General features: G+C 66.3%; 20 protein-coding genes. 7 read left to right on the top strand and 13 right to left on the bottom strand.

The window, feature by feature from the left end; genetic code table 11:
* Positions 1-120: 120 nt before the first annotated feature.
* From H7A76_RS12125 to gspG, 8 genes are all read right to left on the bottom strand, one after another.
* Positions 121-1,314 (bottom strand): substrate-binding domain-containing protein, encoded by a 1,194-nt coding sequence (locus tag H7A76_RS12125; protein WP_185698697.1) that lies wholly within the window; start codon positions 1,312-1,314, stop codon positions 121-123.
* Positions 1,315-1,831: 517 nt separating this feature from the next.
* Complete coding sequence (gspF, locus tag H7A76_RS12120) at positions 1,832-3,043, bottom strand: type II secretion system inner membrane protein GspF (protein WP_185698696.1); 1,212 nt, start codon at positions 3,041-3,043, stop codon at positions 1,832-1,834.
* Positions 3,043-4,464 carry a type II secretion system ATPase GspE gene (gene gspE / locus H7A76_RS12115; protein WP_185698695.1) on the bottom strand — a complete coding sequence of 474 codons (1,422 nt, stop codon included), beginning with the start codon at positions 4,462-4,464 and terminating at the stop codon, positions 3,043-3,045. The genes gspF and gspE overlap by 1 nt, the downstream gene beginning before the upstream one ends.
* A 67-nt stretch (positions 4,465-4,531) precedes the next feature.
* Positions 4,532-6,925 (bottom strand): type II secretion system secretin GspD, encoded by a 2,394-nt coding sequence (gspD, locus tag H7A76_RS12110; protein ID WP_185698694.1) that lies wholly within the window; start codon positions 6,923-6,925, stop codon positions 4,532-4,534.
* Complete coding sequence (gene gspM, locus H7A76_RS12105; protein ID WP_185698864.1) at positions 6,922-7,488, bottom strand: type II secretion system protein GspM; 567 nt, start codon at positions 7,486-7,488, stop codon at positions 6,922-6,924. Before gspM ends, gspD begins: the two co-directional genes overlap by 4 nt.
* Positions 7,481-8,701, bottom strand: coding sequence for a type II secretion system protein GspL (gene gspL, locus H7A76_RS12100; protein WP_185698693.1), 1,221 nt, complete (start codon positions 8,699-8,701; stop codon positions 7,481-7,483). Before gspL ends, gspM begins: the two co-directional genes overlap by 8 nt.
* Positions 8,698-9,681: a type II secretion system minor pseudopilin GspK gene (gene gspK, locus H7A76_RS12095; RefSeq protein ID WP_185698692.1), complete on the bottom strand. Its 984-nt coding sequence runs from the start codon at positions 9,679-9,681 to the stop codon at positions 8,698-8,700. The genes gspL and gspK overlap by 4 nt, the downstream gene beginning before the upstream one ends.
* A gap of 8 nt (positions 9,682-9,689) precedes the next feature.
* The gene (gene gspG, locus H7A76_RS12090) at positions 9,690-10,166 is read right to left on the bottom strand and encodes a type II secretion system major pseudopilin GspG (RefSeq protein WP_185698863.1); all 477 of its coding nucleotides are present in this window, start codon (positions 10,164-10,166) and stop codon (positions 9,690-9,692) included.
* A 247-nt stretch (positions 10,167-10,413) separates the two neighbouring features.
* On the opposite strand from gspG, the gene gspI reads away from it, so the two are divergent.
* Positions 10,414-10,800: a type II secretion system minor pseudopilin GspI gene (gene gspI, locus H7A76_RS12085; RefSeq protein WP_185698691.1), complete on the top strand. Its 387-nt coding sequence runs from the start codon at positions 10,414-10,416 to the stop codon at positions 10,798-10,800.
* 3 nt (positions 10,801-10,803) lie between these two features.
* Here the strand turns inward: gspI and H7A76_RS12080 are convergent, their stop codons facing one another.
* A complete protein-coding gene (locus H7A76_RS12080) occupies positions 10,804-11,238 on the bottom strand; it encodes a type II secretion system protein N (RefSeq protein WP_185698690.1) in 435 nt (144 codons plus the stop codon).
* A 118-nt stretch (positions 11,239-11,356) separates the two neighbouring features.
* Between H7A76_RS12080 and gspH the strand changes: the two genes are divergently transcribed.
* Positions 11,357-11,818: a type II secretion system minor pseudopilin GspH gene (gspH, locus tag H7A76_RS12075; protein WP_185698689.1), complete on the top strand. Its 462-nt coding sequence runs from the start codon at positions 11,357-11,359 to the stop codon at positions 11,816-11,818.
* Positions 11,815-12,426 carry a type II secretion system minor pseudopilin GspJ gene (gene gspJ, locus H7A76_RS12070; protein ID WP_185698688.1) on the top strand — a complete coding sequence of 204 codons (612 nt, stop codon included), beginning with the start codon at positions 11,815-11,817 and terminating at the stop codon, positions 12,424-12,426. The genes gspH and gspJ overlap by 4 nt, the downstream gene beginning before the upstream one ends.
* A gap of 204 nt (positions 12,427-12,630) precedes the next feature.
* Here the strand turns inward: gspJ and H7A76_RS12065 are convergent, their stop codons facing one another.
* The 3 genes from H7A76_RS12065 to H7A76_RS12055 are packed head-to-tail and all read right to left on the bottom strand — an operon-like array spanning position 12,631 to position 14,857.
* Entirely contained in the window at positions 12,631-13,581 is a 951-nt protein-coding gene (locus tag H7A76_RS12065) for a FecR domain-containing protein (protein ID WP_185698687.1), read from the bottom strand.
* 38 nt (positions 13,582-13,619) lie between these two features.
* Positions 13,620-14,165, bottom strand: coding sequence for a sigma-70 family RNA polymerase sigma factor (locus H7A76_RS12060; protein ID WP_053129044.1), 546 nt, complete (start codon positions 14,163-14,165; stop codon positions 13,620-13,622).
* A complete protein-coding gene (locus H7A76_RS12055) occupies positions 14,162-14,857 on the bottom strand; it encodes an STN domain-containing protein (protein WP_409519184.1) in 696 nt (231 codons plus the stop codon). Before H7A76_RS12055 ends, H7A76_RS12060 begins: the two co-directional genes overlap by 4 nt.
* A 205-nt stretch (positions 14,858-15,062) precedes the next feature.
* On the opposite strand from H7A76_RS12055, the gene H7A76_RS12050 reads away from it, so the two are divergent.
* Positions 15,063-15,377, top strand: a complete 315-nt coding sequence (locus H7A76_RS12050) for a hypothetical protein (RefSeq protein WP_185698686.1) — start codon at positions 15,063-15,065, stop codon at positions 15,375-15,377.
* Between the two features lie 60 nt (positions 15,378-15,437).
* Here H7A76_RS12050 and H7A76_RS12045 read toward each other — a convergent pair whose 3' ends face one another.
* Positions 15,438-15,830 carry an NAD(P)H-dependent oxidoreductase gene (locus tag H7A76_RS12045; RefSeq protein ID WP_185698685.1) on the bottom strand — a complete coding sequence of 131 codons (393 nt, stop codon included), beginning with the start codon at positions 15,828-15,830 and terminating at the stop codon, positions 15,438-15,440.
* Positions 15,831-16,089: 259 nt separating this feature from the next.
* Here H7A76_RS12045 and H7A76_RS12040 point away from each other — a divergent pair, with 259 nt between their 5' ends.
* From H7A76_RS12040 to H7A76_RS12030, 3 genes are all read left to right on the top strand, one after another.
* Positions 16,090-17,382, top strand: coding sequence for a glycosyltransferase family 39 protein (locus tag H7A76_RS12040; RefSeq protein WP_185698684.1), 1,293 nt, complete (start codon positions 16,090-16,092; stop codon positions 17,380-17,382).
* Between the two features lie 38 nt (positions 17,383-17,420).
* A complete protein-coding gene (locus tag H7A76_RS12035) occupies positions 17,421-17,561 on the top strand; it encodes a hypothetical protein (protein WP_185698683.1) in 141 nt (46 codons plus the stop codon).
* A 507-nt stretch (positions 17,562-18,068) separates the two neighbouring features.
* Complete coding sequence (locus H7A76_RS12030) at positions 18,069-18,881, top strand: META and DUF4377 domain-containing protein (RefSeq protein WP_185698682.1); 813 nt, start codon at positions 18,069-18,071, stop codon at positions 18,879-18,881.
* Positions 18,882-18,918: the final 37 nt, after the last annotated feature.

Genomic DNA, 18,918 nt, shown 5'->3' with positions numbered 1-18,918 from the left:
CGGTCGGCGCCGAACGGTGTGCCGCCCCTGCGATGAACGGGCTGGGCGGCCCGGAATGAAAAGATCAGCAACGGTCGAAACCGTTGCTGATCCGGGTGTTGCGGGTATCGGACGCGTCAGTTACAGCGGACGGCCGATGGCGTTGCAGACGCTGGCATTACCGATGCTCAGGCCGCTGGAAGCCGTGACGAAGCTGTCACGAATGGCGGTTTTCCAGGCAGCTGGCAGCGGTACGAAGCGGTTGTTCTTGATGGCGTTGTCGTTGTTGGTCAGCGAGCTGGAGCCGTAGTGGCGACCGAAGAAGGTGCGTACTTGCGAGGTCTGGGTGGCATCGGCGTAGCACTGGCTGAAGATCAGGTTGGTGAAGCCCAGGATCGGGTAGCCAGTGGAGGGGTAAGGCACGACGCTTGGATCGCTTGGGTTAGCGCTGGCGGCGAAGACCGGCACCCAGTTGTTGGGCTTGTTCAGGTCAACGGTTGGCACCGGTACAGCGTTGATGGCAGCCGACACGTTGGCTGGAGCAGGCGAGACGCCTGCGATGTTCTTGGCGACGTCTTTACCGACGCGAGCGACCTTGGTGGCGTCATCCAGGCCAGCCAGGGTTGGCGCGGCGTAGTCAGGGCTCATGTAGGTCACGCGACCGTCGCCAGCGTTCAGCGCGTCCATCACGCCTTGGCTGGTTACAGCGGCCACGGCACCGGCTGGCAGGCCGCCCGAGTAGCTGGAAGCGAAGTTGGTGGTCACGGCGAAGGTGCCGGTTTCGGCGCACTTGGCGTTCAGGAAGCGGGTGAACAGCTCGGTGGTGCCGCTGCTCTCGTTGCGGTAAACCACGGTGATGGCGCCAGTGCGGCCGGAGCCGGAAATCTGGCTCCAGTCGTTGACACGACCCGAGAACACGCCGCACAGCTCGTTGACGCTCAGGTCAACGGCAGCGGAGCCAGCCTTGTTGAACGGAATGGCTACCGAAGTGGCCACCGAAGGCACCTGGATCAGTGGACCCCAGGCGGCGTTGTGGGCAGCGGCGTAGTTGCTCAGCTCAGTGGCGCTGAGTTTGGAATCGCTACCGGCCCAGTGCACGTTCTTGCCGGTGGTGCCGGCCACGAACTTGGTGTAGTCGTTGTTCAGGAAGGCAGCCTTGCCGTTGCCGCTGCCTACGCCGATGTAGGGAGCGAAACCGGCGGTCAGAACGCCAGCGGTCTGGTACAGCGGTTGTGGCAGGGTAGCGCCACCACCGTTGATGTCGGCCATTGCGGCCTGTGCCGAGCACAGGGCAGCCAGGGTCAGGGATGCCGCGAGAACATTGCGCTTAAACATGAAGAATCTCCTTTCGTCGTGTTCGTACGTTGGGTGAATAGCTCTTGCATGACGCCATGGCGCTCGGGCCAGAAGCCTTGATCCAGAGGGCTTGTTGGGTGAGGCCATGGACAGAGAAGTTCGCAGCTTCCGGTGACAGTTAAAGGAAAAATGCTCGGGAGAAACCGACTGTTACTGCAAAAGATTCTCGGGTGTTCACAGCGCTTTTTTAAGGCCCTTTCGCCCAAGGTGACAGCCAGGTTTCCACAGCCTGGGCCGGCATCTTCCGCCAGGCGCCGTAGCCTCTGGGAGCGCGGCTGGAACATGACAGAACGAGGAACCCGAGGATGCCTGCCGAGAGGGTCGGGAGCGCGGGGAGCAGCCTGAAAAAAGAATCTGCCGGCCCGGCCCTCGCGGTGCGAGCGAAAGCTCGTACCGGGCAACTTGGTGCCTCGGAACAGGCAGGCATCCATGGCCGGCAGATCAGCACAACCGGTTTGCCGGCCACGGTCGGACGGTGCGAGCGCCCTCGCCCCGATCAAGTCACCAGCTGGTTGATCTCGATGATCGGCAGCAGCACCGCCATGACGATCACCAGCACCACCGCGCCCATGACCACGATCATCAGCGGCTCCAGCAGCGCGGTCATGCCCATGGCCCGGCGCTCCAGGTCGCTGGACAAGGTCTGCGCCGCCCGTTCGAGCATCGGCGGCAAGGCACCGGTCTTCTCGCCGCTGGCGATCAGATGGATCAACAGCGGCGGGAAGACTTTCTCCACCCGCAGCGCCGCCGCCAGGTTGGCGCCCTCGCGGACCTTGGCCGTGGCCTCGCTGACGCTCTGGCTCAAACGGTCGTTGGACAGGGTCTGGCGCGCCGCCTCCAGGGCCCGCAGCAACGGCACGCCGGCACCGCCGAGGATGGCCAGGGTCGAGGCGAAGCGCGCGGTGTTCAGGCCCAGCACGAACCGCCCGACCAGGGGCAGGCGCAGGATCCGGCCATGCCAGCTCAAGCGCGCCTGGGGGTTGCGCAGGTAGATCCGCCAGCCCCAGAACCCGGCCACCAGGACGGCGAAGCACAGGCCGCCCCAGGCGCGGATGAAATCGCTGGCGGCGAGCATCGCCAGGGTCAGCCCCGGCAAGTCCTGGCGGGCCTGGGAAAAAGCACTGACCACCTGGGGCACCACGTAGCTCAAGAGAAAAATCACGATGCCGATGGACACCAGGCCCACCACCCCGGGATAGATGAAGGCTGTGAGGATCTTGCCCCGCAGGCCATTGCGCTCCTCGATGTAGTCCGCCAGCCGCTCCATGACCTGGGCCAGGTCGCCGGACTCCTCGCCGGCGGCGATCAGCGCCCGGTAGATTTCCGGAAAGTCCCGAGGCCGGGCCGCCAGTGCCTCGGCCAGGCGCATGCCGCTGCGCACATCGGCCCGCACCGCGCTCAGGGTCTGGGCGATGTGCTTGCGCTCGGCCTGCTCTACCGTGGCACTCAGGGCCGCCTCCAGCGGCAGGCTGGCCCCCAGCAAGCTGGCCAACTGGCGGGTCGCCCAGGCCAGGTCGTTGTCCGAGAGCTTCGGGCTGAACATGCCCCCTGCCCCGGCCGCGCCCTGGTTGCCGTCCCGTTGCACCTGCAAGGCCGTCAGGCCCCGGCTGCGCAACGTGGCGAAGGCCGCACCCTGGCTGTCGGCCTCCAGGTGCCCGGACTCGATCTTGCCGAGGCTGTCGGCAGCTTCGTAGCGATAGCGATTCATCAGGCGTCCCGTGTCACACGAAGGATCTCTTCCGGCGCAGTGGCACCGCTGCGCACCCAGCGCTCGCCGTCCTCGCGCATGCTGAACATCCCGGCGCGCCGGGCCGAAGCGCGCAACGCCTGCTCATCGGCGCCCTGGTGGATCAGGCTGCGGATCTCGTCATCGATGCAGAACAGCTCGTGGATCCCGGTACGCCCGCTGTAGCCGATCTGGTTGCAGGCCGGGCAGCCCACCGGACGCCAGGTGCCGGGGTTGGCCGGGGCGGGCTGCTTGCACTGGTTGCACAGGCGCCGCACCAGGCGCTGGGCCAGCACGCCGAGCATCGACGAGGCCAGGAGGAACGGCTCCACGCCCATATCGATCAGGCGGTTGACCGCCGACACCGCATCGTTGGTGTGCAGGGTAGCCAGCACCAGGTGCCCGGTGAGAGACGCCTGGACCGCGATCTGCGCGGTCTCCAGGTCACGGATCTCGCCGATCATGATGATGTCCGGGTCCTGGCGCAGGATGGCGCGCAGGGCCAGGGCGAAGGTCATGTCGATCTTGGCGTTGACCTGGATCTGGCTGATACCCGGCAGGTCGTACTCCACCGGGTCCTCCACGGTGAGGATATTGCTGGTACTGGCATCCAGCCGGGCCAGGGCCGCGTAGAGGCTGGTGGTCTTGCCGCTGCCGGTGGGGCCGGTGACCAGGACGATGCCATGGGGCTGGCGGATCAGGCCGTCGAGCCGGGCCAGCAGCGCCGGGTCCATGCCCAGGGTCTCCAGTTGCAGGCGCCCGGCTTGCTTGTCCAGCAAGCGCATCACCACCCGCTCGCCATGGCCGGTGGGCACCGTGGAGACGCGGATATCGATGGGCCGCCCGGCAACGCGCAAGGCGATCCGACCGTCCTGGGGCAGGCGTTTTTCGGCGATATCCAACTGGGCCATGATCTTGATCCGCGACACCAGGGCGCCATGCAGTGCCTTGCGCGGCGAAACCACGTCACGCAGGGTGCCGTCGACTCGATAACGCACCACCGAGTGGGTCTCGTAGGGTTCGATATGGATATCGCTGGCCTCGTCCCGTGCCGCCTGGGTGAGCAAGGCGTTGATCATGCGGATCACCGGCGCGCCGTCCTGGGTATCCAGCAGGTCGGTGATCTCCGGCATGTCCTGCATCAGCCGGTCCAGGTCCACCTCGTTCTCCGCCGCGCCCACCACTGCCGCGGCGCTGCCGGTATCGGCATAGGCGGTGGCCAGCAGGCCGTCGAGTTCGTCGTCGCGCACCTGTTCCAGGCGCGCCGGGCCGAACTGGCGTCGGGCCTCGGCGATGGACCAGCCAGGGGTCGAGGCGCACACCAGCAGCACCGCGCCCTCCTCGTCGTGGCGCAGCAGGAGGCGCTGGGATTTGGCCCAGGCGTAAGGGAGCTGGGCGCTCATCGCCAAACCTCCATCCGTCCAAGAATTCCTACACGAAGCAGGCCATGACTCGAACCTGTCGCCCCGCTCATTGCACAGGCACCGCGCGGATGGTGGCCCGGATGCCCTGGGGCGCGTCCTGCAACGACACCGGTTGCGCCCCGGGAATCGCCTTGGCCGCCGGCGGCAGTTGCGGCAGCGGCATGTCCGGCATTGCCCAGCTGTGCTCGGGCTGCAACTGGCCCTGGGCCCGGCGCATGAAGTCGTAGCGGTTGAGGGTAATGCTGCGCCCCGCGCCGCTGTCGCGAATGATGTAGGGCCGCAGGAACACCATCAGGTTGGTCTTGTTGACGCTGCGCTTCTCGTTGCGAAACAGCGCTCCCAGCCCCGGGATGCTCGACAGCCACGGCACCGCATCGTTGCTCTGGCTATAGCCATCCTGCAGCAGGCCGCCGAGCACCATGATCTGCCCGTCGTCGAGCAGGATGCTGGTGTCGATCGCGCGCTTCTGGGTCACGGTGCCGGCTTCCACCGAGGCCCGCGCATCGATGCTGCTGACCTCCTGGTAGATGTCCAGCTTGACCGTGCCACCCTCGGATATCTGCGGCCGCACGTTGAGCTTGAGCCCCACTTCCTCGCGCTGCACCGTCTGGAACGGGTTGTTGCTGTTGCCACCGCCGCCGGTGACATAGCTGCCGGTGACGAAGGGAATGGTCTGGCCGACGAAAATGCTCGCGGCCTCGTTGTCCAGGGTCAGAAGGTTCGGCGTCGACAGCACGTTGGAGCCGCCCTTGCTCTTGAGCGCCCGGGCCAGGACCTTGAGGTCCAGCACCTTGCCGATCCCCGGGATGTCCACGGTGCCGTTGACCACACCGACATTCAGGCCCTTGGGCAGCACGTCGATGCTGGTCTTGCTGCCCGGGTTGCCCACCAGTCCGCTACCGCCAAGGTTGACGCCGCCAAAACCACCCCGTCCCGCCATGTTGCCGGCTTGCCATTGCACGCCGAATTCGTTGGCATCGTCTTCGTTGACCTCCACGATCAAGCTCTCGATCACCACCTGGGCGCGGCGCTGGTCCAGTTGGTCGATGACTTCCCGCAGGTTGCGATAAAGAGGATCAGGTGCGGAGATCAGCAAGGTGTTGGTGGTGGCGTCGGCCTGGATGGTCACGCCACCGGCACTGAAGGCGGTGTTCTGCTCGCCCTGCTGGCCATTGCTGCCCAGGCCGCTGCTACTGCTGCCGCCCTGACCGTAACCCTTGGTGGTGCCGCCGCTGCCGTTGCCCAGGCTGCTATTGCCGGCGGTGCTGGTGCTGCTGCCAGTCTGGCTGCCGCCCTGGCCACTGCTGGTGCCGCCGCCCATGCCGCTGAGCATGGCCCGGGCGCCATCGTTGCCGCCGCTGTCGCTTTCCCCGGTGAGCAGGCCACGCAGGGCCTGGGCCAGCTTGCCGGCCTGGGCGTTGCGCAGGTAGACCACATGCAGGTTGCTCGGGTTGCTCTGGGCGTTGTCCAGCTTGTAGATCAAGTTACGCGCCAGCTCGGTGCGCTCGGGGCTGCCGGCGCGGATGATGATGGAGTTGGAACGCGGATCGCCGATCACGCTGATCTTCTGGGTCTGGTCGCTGCCCTGGTTTTCCAGCAGCTCGGAAACCATGGTGGCGATGTCCACGGCGATGCCGTTCTGCACCGCCACCACGTCGGTGTCGATGGCGCTCGGGGTGTCGATGCCATTGATGATCTGCGCCACCCGCTGCAGGTTCTCGGCGTAGTCGGTGACCACGATGGTGTTGTTGCCCGGGTAGGCGTTGATCGGATTGTTGGGCGAAACGATCGGCCGCAGTACCGGAATCAGGTTCACCGCGTTTTCGTATTGCAGGCGGAAGGTGCGGGTCAGCATGCCGTTGCCGGCCGGCTTGTCGGCACTGTAGATCGGCCCGCCCAGCAGCTTGGCATCGGCCTCGGGCACCACCTGGGCCACGCCGCCGACGTCCACCACGCTGAAGCCCTGCATGCGCAGCGCCGCCAGCAGCATGTCGTAGGCCTGGTGCGCCGGCACCTGGCCCTCGCTGACCAGGGTCAGGTTGCCCTTGACCCGTGGATCGACCAGGAACTGCTGGCCGGTGGAGCGGGACAAGGCCCGCACCACCGCCTGGATGTCGGCCTCGACGAAGTTCAGCTGCACCGGCTGGTCACCCAGCGGGTTGCGCGGCACGCCGGTGCTGCGCGGCGTGGCCTGGGCGCGACTGTTGGTCACCGGATGCAGCACCTTGGGCCGCTGGGCCTGTTGCGCCTGCGGGCGCTGGCGGTCGGCCAGGGCATCGCCGCCGCGCCGGGTATCGGCCAGGGGCTGGCCCAGTTCGCTGTCCACCAGCATCGGCTGTGGCGGGGTGGACTGGGTGGTGCTGCAGGCCCCTAGCGCCAGCAGCAGGAAAGGTGCGGCCTTGCGACACTGGCGCACGTATTTGGAACCTGACCACTTCATGAAGCTTCCTTAGCGCCCTGCGCCTGATCCATGCGAACGGTCCCGGACAGTGTGCCTGCCGAGTCATCGGCGGCGGCCGTGCCCGCGCGTTGCAGGCGAGCCTCCACCACCTGTAGCGAAAGCTGCCGGGGCGAGCCCAGCAACCAGCCGACCACGGCATCCGCCGGGGCCTGCTCGAAGGTCAACCGCCAGCTCTCGGGGCCGGCTTCATCGCTCTGCTGCAATTGGTAGTGATCCTTGAGGCCAGCCCCGTCCAGGGTCTGGCGCAAGGCCTGTTCCAGATCGGCTCCAGACACCTGGCCCGGGCCCGCCGCCACTTCGTGCAACAGCACTTCCAGGGCCTCGGCCTGGGACCGCAGCTTGGGTGTCTCGACTTGCCAGTAGTCGATCTTGCGCAGGGCCGGCTGGATCAGCAGCGACCAGCTCAGCAAGGCCAGCAGGCCGACCGTGGTGCCGGCCAGCAAGCGCTTCTCGCGCAGGGCCAGGCTGCTCCAATAGGCCCGGGCGCGGGTGCGCAGCGCGCTCCAGCGAGCCCGGTACGGCGCCAGCAGGGCTTTATTCATCATCGTCGCCCTCCGGGGTTTGCATGGCGTCGGCCGAACGCGCGCCAGCAGGAGCCAGGGTCCAGCCATTGGCCTCGCGCTGGACGCTGTAGCCGGCCTGGGTCAGTGCGCCCTGCCAGCTGTCATCGGTGACTCGCGGTGCATCGGGCAACAGTTCCAGCTGCAGGCGCTCCTGGGCATAGGTCAGGCTCTGGACGCTGCCGACCATGAACGGCATGGCGCCGGCGGCCTGTTGCAACAGGTTGGCAAACCCTTGGGCCGGCTCCCCCGCCGTGCCACTCTGCCGGGCCTCCAGTTGCTGGCGGGCCTGTTGCAATGGATTGAGCACCACCGGCAATTCGGGGAACGCCTGGCGCACCCTTTGGATCATCTGGGCCTTGAGCCGTTGCCCCTGGTCGGCTTCACGCGCGGCGTACAGGTTCAGGCCCAGCACCCAGACCGCCACCGCCAAGGCGCAGCAGCCCAGGGCCCGGCCCCAGCCCTTGGCCGCGACACGCCCGGGCAACGCCCCGGCATGCAGGCTCCAGGTCGGGACGGCGCCGTTCCAGCGTTGCTCGGCCGGCTGCCGGGCAATCCCCGCCGGCGCTGGGTCACCGATCCAGGCCAATTCGCCCGCCGTACCGCGCCGTTGCTCCAGGCTGGCCGGCAAGGCGCCCTCCGCGTCCTGCGGCAGCAGCGGTTGAACGCCGCCCAGCACCAGGTCATGGCGCAGGACCAGCCAGCCATCCACGGCACACAGGTTCAGTTGTCCGGGCGCCGGTACCGCCAGGGCGTAGGGGGCTGGATACAAGCCCTGCAGCCTCAGGCCGGCCTGTTCCAGCCAGCGTCCCAGGGCCTGCAATTGCTCCAGCGCCAGCCAGCCCAATACCACTTGGCCATCGGCCTCGCGCGGGCCGTGGGCTATATGCATGAGCTCGACGGGACCGAGGATCAGCGCCTGGGCGGCACAAGCCACCGCCGCCTTGATTCGTGCCGGCGGCAGTGGCGGCAACTCGATGCTGGTCAACAGGCTGTCCTGGGGGTGCAGGAAACACTCCACCGGCAGTGGCTTGGCGCCTTTGCCCATGGCTCCCAGTTGCTCCAGGGAGCAACGTCCGCTGGCAGCGACCCGGTCATGGCGATCCAGGCGGGCAAAATCCACTGGGTGCTGCACGGGATAACCGGCCTGGCCCAGCTCAGCCAGGCTGGGCAAGACAATACGCAAGCGGCTCATGCACCCACCCGCGACCAGATCACCTGGGGCATGCGGTCCTCGGGACGGTGCAGCAGGGCTTGCAGGCTGACCCGGCGCTGGTCGCGGCGCGCCTGGCCCTGGAGCAGGAACCATTCGCTGGTGATGCCGACCCGCACTTGCTCCACCGCCACGTCCGGCATGCGCAGGCGGTTGACGAAATCACCCCGGTTGATGAACCAGTGCCCGGCGTCGCGCTCGACCACCAGGGCCCTGGCCCGCGACAGCGCCAGGCCCGGCACCACCGCGGCCAACACCTCGGCGGTGGCGGTATTGCCGTTGACCCAGGTATTGCCCGGCAAGATGCTGACGTGCTGCGCCAGGCGCAGCAGCAAGACTTCGCTCATGCCCGGCAGCCCCCGCAGCTCTTCCACGCTGCGCAGCATCGGCTGGCGGGCCGGCAGCACCCGTGCCTCGGCGCCGGGCGAGGTCAGGCGACCACTGTCGAAGGCGCCACGGACCTTGGCCGCACTGTCCGGGCTGTCCAGGCGCTGGGGGTAGGAAGCGATCACCCGCTGGCTGATGCGCCGGCCCAGGGCCGAATCGATGCCGATCAGCTGGCACAGCTGTTCGAACCCCTGCAGCTGCACCGCATCCACCTGCCCCTGGAACACCAGGTTGCGCAGGTTGAACTTGCCTTGCTGGTCTTGCAGGCGCCCCTGGAAGGAGTCGTTGAACCCGCCCAGCGCCTGGTCGCCGATGGGCCGCGCCCAGGGCTGGTCGAGGCGCGTCAGGACATCGCGCTGGCGCGCATCCCAGAGCAGTTGCCGGCTGTACTCCAGCCCACCCTGCAACACCGCGCTGCCCACCACCCGCCCCTGCTCGGCCTCCACCGTGCGCATGAAGGACGTCTGGCGGGTGAGCATCGCCGCGGCGATCACCGCCACCACCGCGGCGATCAGCAAGGCGCTGATGATGGCCATGCCACGCTGCTTCGCCACACTGGGCGAACGGCTGTTCATGGCCGGCCTTACAACTGCCAGGAGCCGATGTCGGCATTCACGCCTTCGCCATCGGGCTGGCCGTCGGCGCCGAGGGAGAATACGTCCACCTCGCCGTTGGCCCCCGGGTTGAGGTAATGATAAGGATGCCCCCAGGGATCGTTGGGCAAGCGCTCCAGGTAGGAACGCCAGTTGCTGTCCTTGGCATTGGCCGGGCGTTCCACCAGGACCTTCAGGCCCTGGTTCATGCTCGGATAGCTGCCATGGTCGAGGCGATACAGCTTGAGCGCCTGCATCAGCCCGGCGATGTCCTGCTTGGCCGCGGTGGCACGTGCCTGGTCCGGACGATCCAGGACCTTGGGCACCACCATGACGGCCAGGATCCCGAGGATCACTACCACCACCATGATCTCGATCAGGGTGAAACCGCGCTGGGCGCGGCCGCCCCGGGTCCGCCGCCGTGTCCAAGCGCCCCCGGCGTCCTGGCCGCTAACCTGGGCTGCCACGCCACAAGCTTCCTGCTCCTGGCCTGGCGAGGCGATCTCCCGGCCTGCCGACAACGCTCCGCAGGCTTGGGGTGGGGACGTTTCATGCGCGATATCCATCTCGACATTCCTTGGCTTGAGTTCGATTCGTCGCGCAGTGTTGCAAGAAGATATGTCAGTGGTATTGAAAAACCTCGGGAGTTTCGGTCGCCATTCCGTCAAGCCCGCGGGCTAGTCTGCGAGGCTGTTTCCCGGTTTCGAGCAGCCCATGCGAGCGGTGTCCAAACAAGCTGGATTCACCCTGATCGAGGTCCTGGTGGCCCTGGCCATCATCGCCGTGGCGATGTCGGCGGCAGTGCGCGTGGCGGGCCTCATGACCCAGGGCAACGGGTTGTTGCGCGACAAGTCCCTGGCCCTGCTGGCGGCCCAGAGCCGCCTGGCCGAACTGCGCCTGGAGGGCAACCCGCATCCGGGCCTGAAGAATTTCGAATGCGACCAGGGCCGGCTCAAGCTGCGCTGCGAGCAGGCGATCGTGCCCGGCATTGCGCCGGGCCTGCTGCGGGTCAGCGTGCAGGTACGCGACCGCAGCCGCGAAGCGCCGCCCCTGGCACGGCTGGAGAGCCTGGTCGGCCGGCCACAGGCGCCGCGCCAGTGAAGCTCAGCGGGTCAACCGTGGCAGGGCCGGCGAGTCCGGCAGCTTGCTGACCTTGACCCGCGACTGCTCGCCGCCGCGCTCGATGAGCACGCCATCGGCCTCGATGGCAGCCAGGCGCACGCCCTGGGTCAGCCGTTCACCGGCGAGGAAGCTGCGCGCCGGCCCGTCGTTGAGGCTGAGGATGGCCACCGCCCCGCGGGCCCCGGCCATGACCCCGCAGACCTTGATATCCACCTGCGCCGGCCGGTTGGCGAACCACTGCAGGGCCGGACTGTCGGCCCGTGCGGCGAGCACCTGGGGCGCAGCCATCGGGGTCTGGGATTCGGCCGGGGTCAGCAGCAGGGACGACCAGGTGACGACACCGGCCAGCGCCGCCACCAGGGCCGTGTACTGCAATAGCCGGGGAGCTGAAGATGGGTTGAGCAGCGCGCGTAGCATGGGCAGGACCTCCTGTTTGTCCGTCCCCGCAGCCTACAGCTCAATTCTCACGGTTTTATTTCACTGGACGATCATCTGCCTCGGGCAGTCTGGACCCATCGCCAAGGAGTGCAACGTGATGCAGAGCGGCAAGCAACAGGGGTTCACCCTGATCGAACTGATGGTGGTGCTGGTGATCATCGGCATCGCCAGCGCCGCCGTGGGCCTGAGCATCAAGCCCGACCCGCTGCAGCAACTGCGCAAGGACGCCGAGCGCCTGGCGCAACTGCTGCAAGTGGCCCAAGCCGAAGCCCGCACCGATGGCCGGCCCATCACCTGGCGGGCCAATGCCAAGGGATTCGCCTTCGACCGCCCGGCCGATGGCGGCAGCGGCGTCGACGACTTTCGCCATGACCGCCAACTGCGCCCGCGCCGTTGGGATAGCCCCGCCATGGACGTGCGCATCGAACCGCGCCAGCGCCTGGTGCTCAATGCCGAATGGATCAACCCGCCGGTTCGGATCGTGCTATCCGACGGTCAGCATAGCCTGTGGGTGGAGCGCACGCCGGCCGGCCAATTGCGCGTGGTGGAACAGCCATGAACCGTCGCCAGGAAGGTTTCACCCTGATCGAGGTAATGGTGGCGATCATGCTCATGGCGGTGGTCAGCCTCATCGCCTGGCGCGGCCTGGACAGCGTGAGCCGGGCCGACGCCCACCTCAAGGCCGGCACCGAGCAGACCGAAGCGTTGTTGCGGGCGCTCAACCAGCTGGACCGCGACGTGGCCCAACGGGCCACCATCGAGCTGCGCGAACCACAGCTTGGCGAAAGCGAGAATGCCGAACCCGAGACCCCGGCGCCCCTGAGCGTGCGCAGCTCCGACAGCAAGGGGTTTCGCCTGGAGGTGATCCGCAGCGCCGCCACCTCCGGCGAAGGCCTGCAGCGGGTGCGCTGGTGGCTCAAGGGCGACACCCTGTACCGCGCGGTGGCCGAGGCTCGCGATCGCTACCCGTTGCCGGCGCCGCGCGACGGCGTGGCGGTGCTGGAGCGGGTCAGCGATCTGCAGGTGCGCGTGTGGAACCCGGACAAGGGCTGGCGCCAGCTCAGCGGCAACCGCCAGGACAACCCCGCCGGCCTGGAGATCCGCCTGGTGCGCCAGACGCCCCAAGGCGAAGAACGCTACCGCCAGGTATTGGGCCCGCTGGATTGAGCCCGGTCCTGGAGCACTTGGCGGACACCGGCGGCGGGTCAGGTCCGTCGGGATCTACGGTCGCTGCGCAACCGGGCGCAGCCTCGCAGGCTCGACAGCGGCTACAGGCCGAACGGTACACGGCTTGGAGTAGCCGCTGTCGCAGGCTGCGCATGGCCGCGTAGCGGACATCGGCGGCGGATCAGGCCGAGCGCGGAGACGGTATCAGCTGAGCAGGACCACGCCGCCAGGCAACTCGGTGCACTTGGCGCCATAGGCGTCGCGAATCAACAGGGCCACGCCGGCCAGTTGATCGAGATAGAAACGCGCCTGGACCTTGCGTTTGCCGAGCTCGGCATTGAGCAATACCAGCATCCCGGGACGGTAGCGGTTGATCTCGCGGACCACGGTATCCAGCGTAGCGTCGTCGAACACCAGCACCTGCTCGCGCCAGGCGATCACCGCATGGGGGTCCACCGCCACTGGCTGGCCCACGCCACGCTCGTCGTAGGTCAGCTGGCGGCCGCTGTCCAGGCCAATGCTGCGCCCGGCCACCTCCACCTGCAGGCTGCCCTCGATACAGGTCACGCACACCTGGCGCTCGGTATTGCGCAGGTTGAAACGCGCCTGGCGCGCGCTCAGCCAACCTTCCCCGGCCTGGACCTTGAGCGCCTGCACGCCCTGGCTGAACACCTCGACCTCGCCCTCCAGCAACTCGATGCCCTGCTCTCCCACTCCCCGTTCACGGCGACTGATACGGGTCTGGGTGTTGAGCTCCAGGCTCACTCCATCGGCCAGGTCGACCCGCCGCTGCTCGCCGACCTCGGTGGAAAAGTCCGCCGTGAGCCCGGCGAAGCCGCCGGGCACCGTAAGGCGCACCATGAACAGTGCCGCCGAGGCCGCCAGCGCGCCGCCGAGAAAGGCCCGGCGCCCAAAAGTCCGGAAGCGTGCCTGCTGTTCCAGGCGCTGGGCCGCCGGCTGCAAGCCATGCCACAGGGCCTTGGCCTGCTCGAAGGCCGCCGCGTGCCCTGGGCTGCGCGCGCACCACTGGCGCAGCGCCCGGGCGTCGGCCGCGGTGGCCCGGCCCGACGTCAGGAGGACCAGCCAGTCCCGGGCTTCGCTCAGCAGTTGCTGGTCCGCCGAGGCCCGGGGAGAAGAAATGCTAAAGATGTTCAAGCGCGCAGATACTCACGGATTGATCAGGGACTCTTTGTCTAGGACGGTTTTCCGGCCCCGGGACCGAACCGCTGAATGACTTTTCTTTCAAGACGCAGGGCGCAATGGCCCAGGGCGGCCTTGAGTTCCTTTTCCACCATCCGTGTGGAAATGCCGAAGCGCTGGGAGATTTCCAGGTGCGGCGCCTCTTCCAGGCGCGCAGCGATGAAGATTCGCCGGCGGCGTGCCGGCAGCTCGTAAAGGGCCTTGAGCAGGATCTGGATTTCCTTCTGGCCACCCACCACCCGGGAGGGGTCCAGGGCCTCGTCGGCGACCTGCAGCAGTTCCTCGACCTCCTCGCCGGTGAGCAGGCGAGCGTCGGACTGACGCCGGTCGGCGGCGATGTTCAGGGCCATGCGATACAGGTAGGCATTGGGTTGGGCAAGGTTCGGCGGCTCCTCCATGCGGTCGACCCGCAGGTAGGTTTCATGCAGGACATCGTTGGCCAGGTCCTCCGACCCCAGGCGCCTGCGCAAGCGCACCCGGAAGTCCTCGTAGGACGTCAGGAACAGCCTGACCATCGCACTGTGCCCGGTGTTCTTCATACCCCGGAAGCTCCTTCCCATTCCTTGCAATCCATGCGTTTCCCTGTCGTGTCCGGTATCAAGAGTAAGGTCAGCGGCTGGCTCAGCGAGCTGGGTGCCTGGCGCTCGACGCGAACCTGCGCCAGGCGCTGCACCAACGCCTCGTCCCGTTGCCAGTCGCCGGTGCTAGTGACCAGGCGACTGTGCTGCACCCTGCCGTCGGCCCCCACCCACAGTTGCAGCAGGGCCCTGAAGCTTCCCGGCCGGGTCAGCGCCGAGGTGCACAAGCTGCGCTCCACCGCCCGCTGCAAGGCCGTGGCATAGCTGCTGTTGAGGCGTGTCCCGCGCCCGCCCCCCGCAGCGGGTTGCGCAGCCGGCTGGCTGGCCGGCGGCACTTGCAAGGTGAAGGCGTCGCTGCGGGCGTAACGAGCCATGAGGCCACTGCCAGCCAGCAAACGCCCGAGCCCCTCGCGAGCGTTGTAGTGTCCCTTGACCCCCACCGAACGCCGGCCTCGAGCCAACTCCCGGTCCACCAGCACCGCCATCCCCGTGGCACGACTGAACGACTCCAGGGCCTGGGCCAGGTCCTGGGCCGGAATATCCAGCGCCAGCAGGGCCTGGGAATCGACCCGGGGCGGCCCTTGCGGACTGTCCTGGGCCCCGGCTTCGGACGCTTGCAGCCACAGCGCGAACCCCAGCACACAGGTCGCCAAGCCCCCGTGCAATGAAGTCCATCGCCCGACCTGCGCTCTGCGTCGCTGCACGGCCTTCCAATCCCTGAAAAGCGTCATCCTGAGGCCAATTTATGAATCTGGTGTTACGGCCACGGCAAAAAAACCATCACTTTTTCAGCACGGTCTTTGCACTACACTCGGCCGCTATCGAAGCCCGCTTTCCCGGGCCAGCCAGGAGGCCTTGATGAAACGATTCAGTCTATATGCCGCAGGTCTGCTGCTCAGCGTCCTGCCGTGGGCGGCCCAGGCCGAGGAAGCGCGCGAGGGGTGCGTGGAGGTCAGCGTCGGCGGCTACAAGGCCCCCGACTACAACTGCCTGAGCCGGCAGATGGGCAACGATCCACAAGCGACCAAGGCTGCCCGGGCCAATGCCGAGGCGATGCGCAAGCCCGTGGAGAAACGCCCGCCGAACCAGCTCGGCCTGTCGACCCCGGCCGCCACCGGCGTGCGCATGGGCAACACCTTCGGCAACTCGGTCACCCCGCAACAGCGTCCTTGAACGACCCGAGGCTAGCGCCGATAGCCCCGGCGCCCCGTGCCCGGCCACTTGCCACAGTTCTTACCGGGCCCGCGCCAGGGCTTCGCTTCGGGCCTCGGGGTGGGCGAACTGCAACGGCTGGGCATCGAGGCACAGCGGGTCCTGCACGCCGATGAAGGCAAAGGCGGCCCGCCGTGCCGGGTTCAGCGCATCCATCCAGGCCATGAGGCTACTCGGGCGCGGGTCGGCGCCACGGCTGGTGAGAAACCGCACTTTCTGCCGGTTCACCTGGCCGAGGACGGGGTATCCGGGTATGTCAACTCGGTGCGGCCGCCGGAACTCCCGGGCCAGGTCCAGGCAGCCGGTTTCCAGGTCCAGCCCCTGCTCCTGCAACTGCTCGATGAAATAACGGCCCAGGGCACGGGAATCGGAACGCTCGCCCTGGGCGCTGGCGTCGATATGAAGCAACTTCATGGGACCACCTGTACCGCCAAAAAGCAGGCCATTGGCAAGCCGGATACTTATACCCGCCTGTAACTTGTTGTCGACTAGATTGCGCGACCATCTTCGGCACTAGTTCAGCAAGCAGACAGTCATGTTGCTCTATGGTGTCGAACCGCTGGCCACCGTATATTCTCGTACCCTTGGAACTAACGAGCGCATGAACAACTTGATGAGACAGGTCACCCAAAGACCTTGCCTGAGTATCTTTCTAGTAGCGCTTGCGCTGTTCATGGGTTTGCAATACAAGCCGGGGATTCTCAACTACACCACGCGCTTCGTCGACTTTGCCGACTATATGCTCCAGCACGGCATGACGCTGTTTCCCATTGCCGATGATTTACAGCCCTATCCTGACTACACCATCGCCAATACTTTCCTCATCTACTTGTCCTCTCTGCCTTTCGGTCGTTTGTCGATACTTTCGATGGGCCTGCCTTATTGCATCAGCGCGGCACTGATCCTGGTCTTCATCTACAAGTTGGGAGCGCTGCACGACAAGCAGTGGGGGTTGTACGCCGCGCTCTTTTCACTGCTGACCTGGGGGTTCCTGGATGCGGTCAACTCGCTGGCCCTGGATGTCTATCCCGCCCTGTTCAGCGTGGCGTGCTTCTACCTGGCCTACTCCGGCCAGTTGAAGCGCCAGCCCTGGCGCCTGGCCCTGGTATTCGTCGGACTGGCCCTGGGCTTCATGTTCCGCGGCCCCATCGGCCTGATCGGCCCGGCGATCGTGGTCGGCGGCTATTACCTGCTGAGCCGGCAATGGCGCACGCTGGTGCTGTTCGGCCTGGTCTCGGGACTGCTGCTTGTCGTCGGCGTAGCCTTGCTGGCCTGGGCCGCCCACGTGCAGGGCGGCCCGACCTTCATGCACGAAGTGCTGATGATGCAGGGCCTGGACCGGGTCGCCAGCGATCACAAGCCCCGTTACTACTTCTACTTCACCGGCGGCCTGATCACCTATGGCATCACCGTGTTCTTCGCCCTGAATGTCATCGCCAGGAAGTACAAGTCGTTCTTCGGCGCCCAGCGCCAGGCCGATAGCGAGCTGCTGCTTTATCTGACGCTATGGTTCGTGGCGTTGATCCTGTTCTTCACCATCCCCAACTCGAAGAAGGCTCGCTATATCGTTTCCATCACCCCCGCCATCGCCTTGCTGGCCGCCTATATCTTCGTCGACAAGAACGATATGTTCATCCGCGCCAGGAACTGGCTACTGGGGTTGTGCCTGAAGTTACCTGCCATTGGTATCGGGCTGGCCGTGGCGGTCTGGATATACAATTTTTACGCGGCCAAGCCATTGCAACCGAACTATCTCGGCGTGTTCGCTAGCTTTATCGCACTCACCGTGGTTCGTTACTTCATCGACCGCAACTACTATGTACATCCCCATCGCCAATTGATCGTCCTGGCCTATGGTGTTGCGGCGTTCCTTGCCCTGGATGCGTTCTTTTTCAACCCCATCACGTTCCACCAGGAACTGGCCATAGAACCGACACCCAAGTTCCTGCCCTACTGGTTCTGGTGAACTTGTCCCGGCTGGCCTGCAGCCAGGCAACTACACCAATGGCCGCACGGACTTACTTGGCCGCGTCATTGGGCATTTCGCGCAAGACGGTAGCCGATGCCTACGCCCTGCCGGCCCCTGAAAACGGCCTGGTGGGCAAGATCGGCCGGGGCACTTGCGCCAGTCCGCGCCCGGTCTAGGCCGAACGCAAGCAGCGTGCCCAAGACCTGGCCTGCGCCACGAGGCCCTATTGGAGCACGCGCGGGCCAGGCCACCGTGCCTCACCTGACAGGCCGGAGTCGAGCCCGTCGGCTCGCAGCATCCGGTGGGCCAGCGCCAAGCAGACCCAACCGGCCAAGCTGCTGGTGTTCAGGCTGATGGACACCCAGGATGAGCTGCTGACGCCCCCTGGAACATGGATTTTGCAAGCGCCGCTGCGCGCCTACGCAGCTTGCGGCAGCGGCGACACGCAGCAGGTTGCAAGATTTGGTAACACTACCGGATAAACACCCAGGTGAAACCCAATGGCCATCATGTTGTCCCATCGCTATCGGTAACGATCGAGACCGCCCGATCCGACTTTCGGGCCCGGCGGGTTGCGCAGCGCGCTACCCCTCTTCGAGCGACCTCGAACCTCTGTTTACCGGCGCGTGCATCCTCCTGCGCAGAATGCCGCACCCACTCAATCAAGGCTGAAAGAGCGAACCATGAAACAGAATATTCTCCTCGTTGCCATCTGCGCCGCCCTGCTCCAGGCCTGCACGCCGGCTTCCACCTCCCATGAAGGATCGCCTTCCATGCCCGCCGCCTCGTCCACCGCTGCCCAACCGGCGCTCCCGGCCTATTACTGGAACCTGGTATCGGCCACCGATGCCTCGGGCAAACCCATCCCGGCCATGGCCAAGGGCACCCAGGGCAAGCTGCGCCTGACCTTCGGCGACCAGAGCCTGAACATCAGCGGTGGCTGCAACGGCCAGTTCGGTGGCTACACCTACCAGAACGGCGTACTGAAGGTGCAGCAACTGGCTTCGACCAAGATGGCCTGCGACAAGAGCCTGATGGAGCTGGACAGCCAGGTCGACCGTCTGTTCAAGGGTGACCTGCGCACCACCGTCACTGGTGATACCCCCGAGCCGATGCTGCAACTGACTACCCAGGATGGCTCGGTGCTCAAGTTCCAGGGCGAAGAAACCCCGGAGACCCGCTACGGCAGCCAGGGTCAGACCATGTTCCTGGAAGTGGCCGCCAAGACCGTCAAGTGCAGCCACCCACTGATCCCCAACTACCAATGCCTGCAAGTGCGCGAGCGGCGCTATGACGACGCCGGCCTGCAACTGCCGACCCAGGGCACTTGGGAGCCAATGTACGACTCGATCCAGGGCTACGAGCACCATGACGGCGTGCGTACCGTACTGCGGGTCAAGCAGTACGAGTGGAAGAACCCGCCGGCCGATGCCTCGTCACACGTCTATGTGCTGGACCTGGTGGTCGAGCAGGACGCCTCGGGCAAGAGCAAGTAAGCACTGCTCTCGCCCAGCCAATACCTGGCGATCCTTA

The organism is Pseudomonas sp. MSSRFD41 (genome assembly GCF_014230245.1).
Taxonomy (GTDB): Bacteria; Pseudomonadota; Gammaproteobacteria; order Pseudomonadales; family Pseudomonadaceae; genus Aquipseudomonas; species Aquipseudomonas piscis.
The sequence above is the reverse complement of the archived record's forward strand: the minus strand, read 5'-3'. Positions and strand labels throughout refer to the sequence as shown.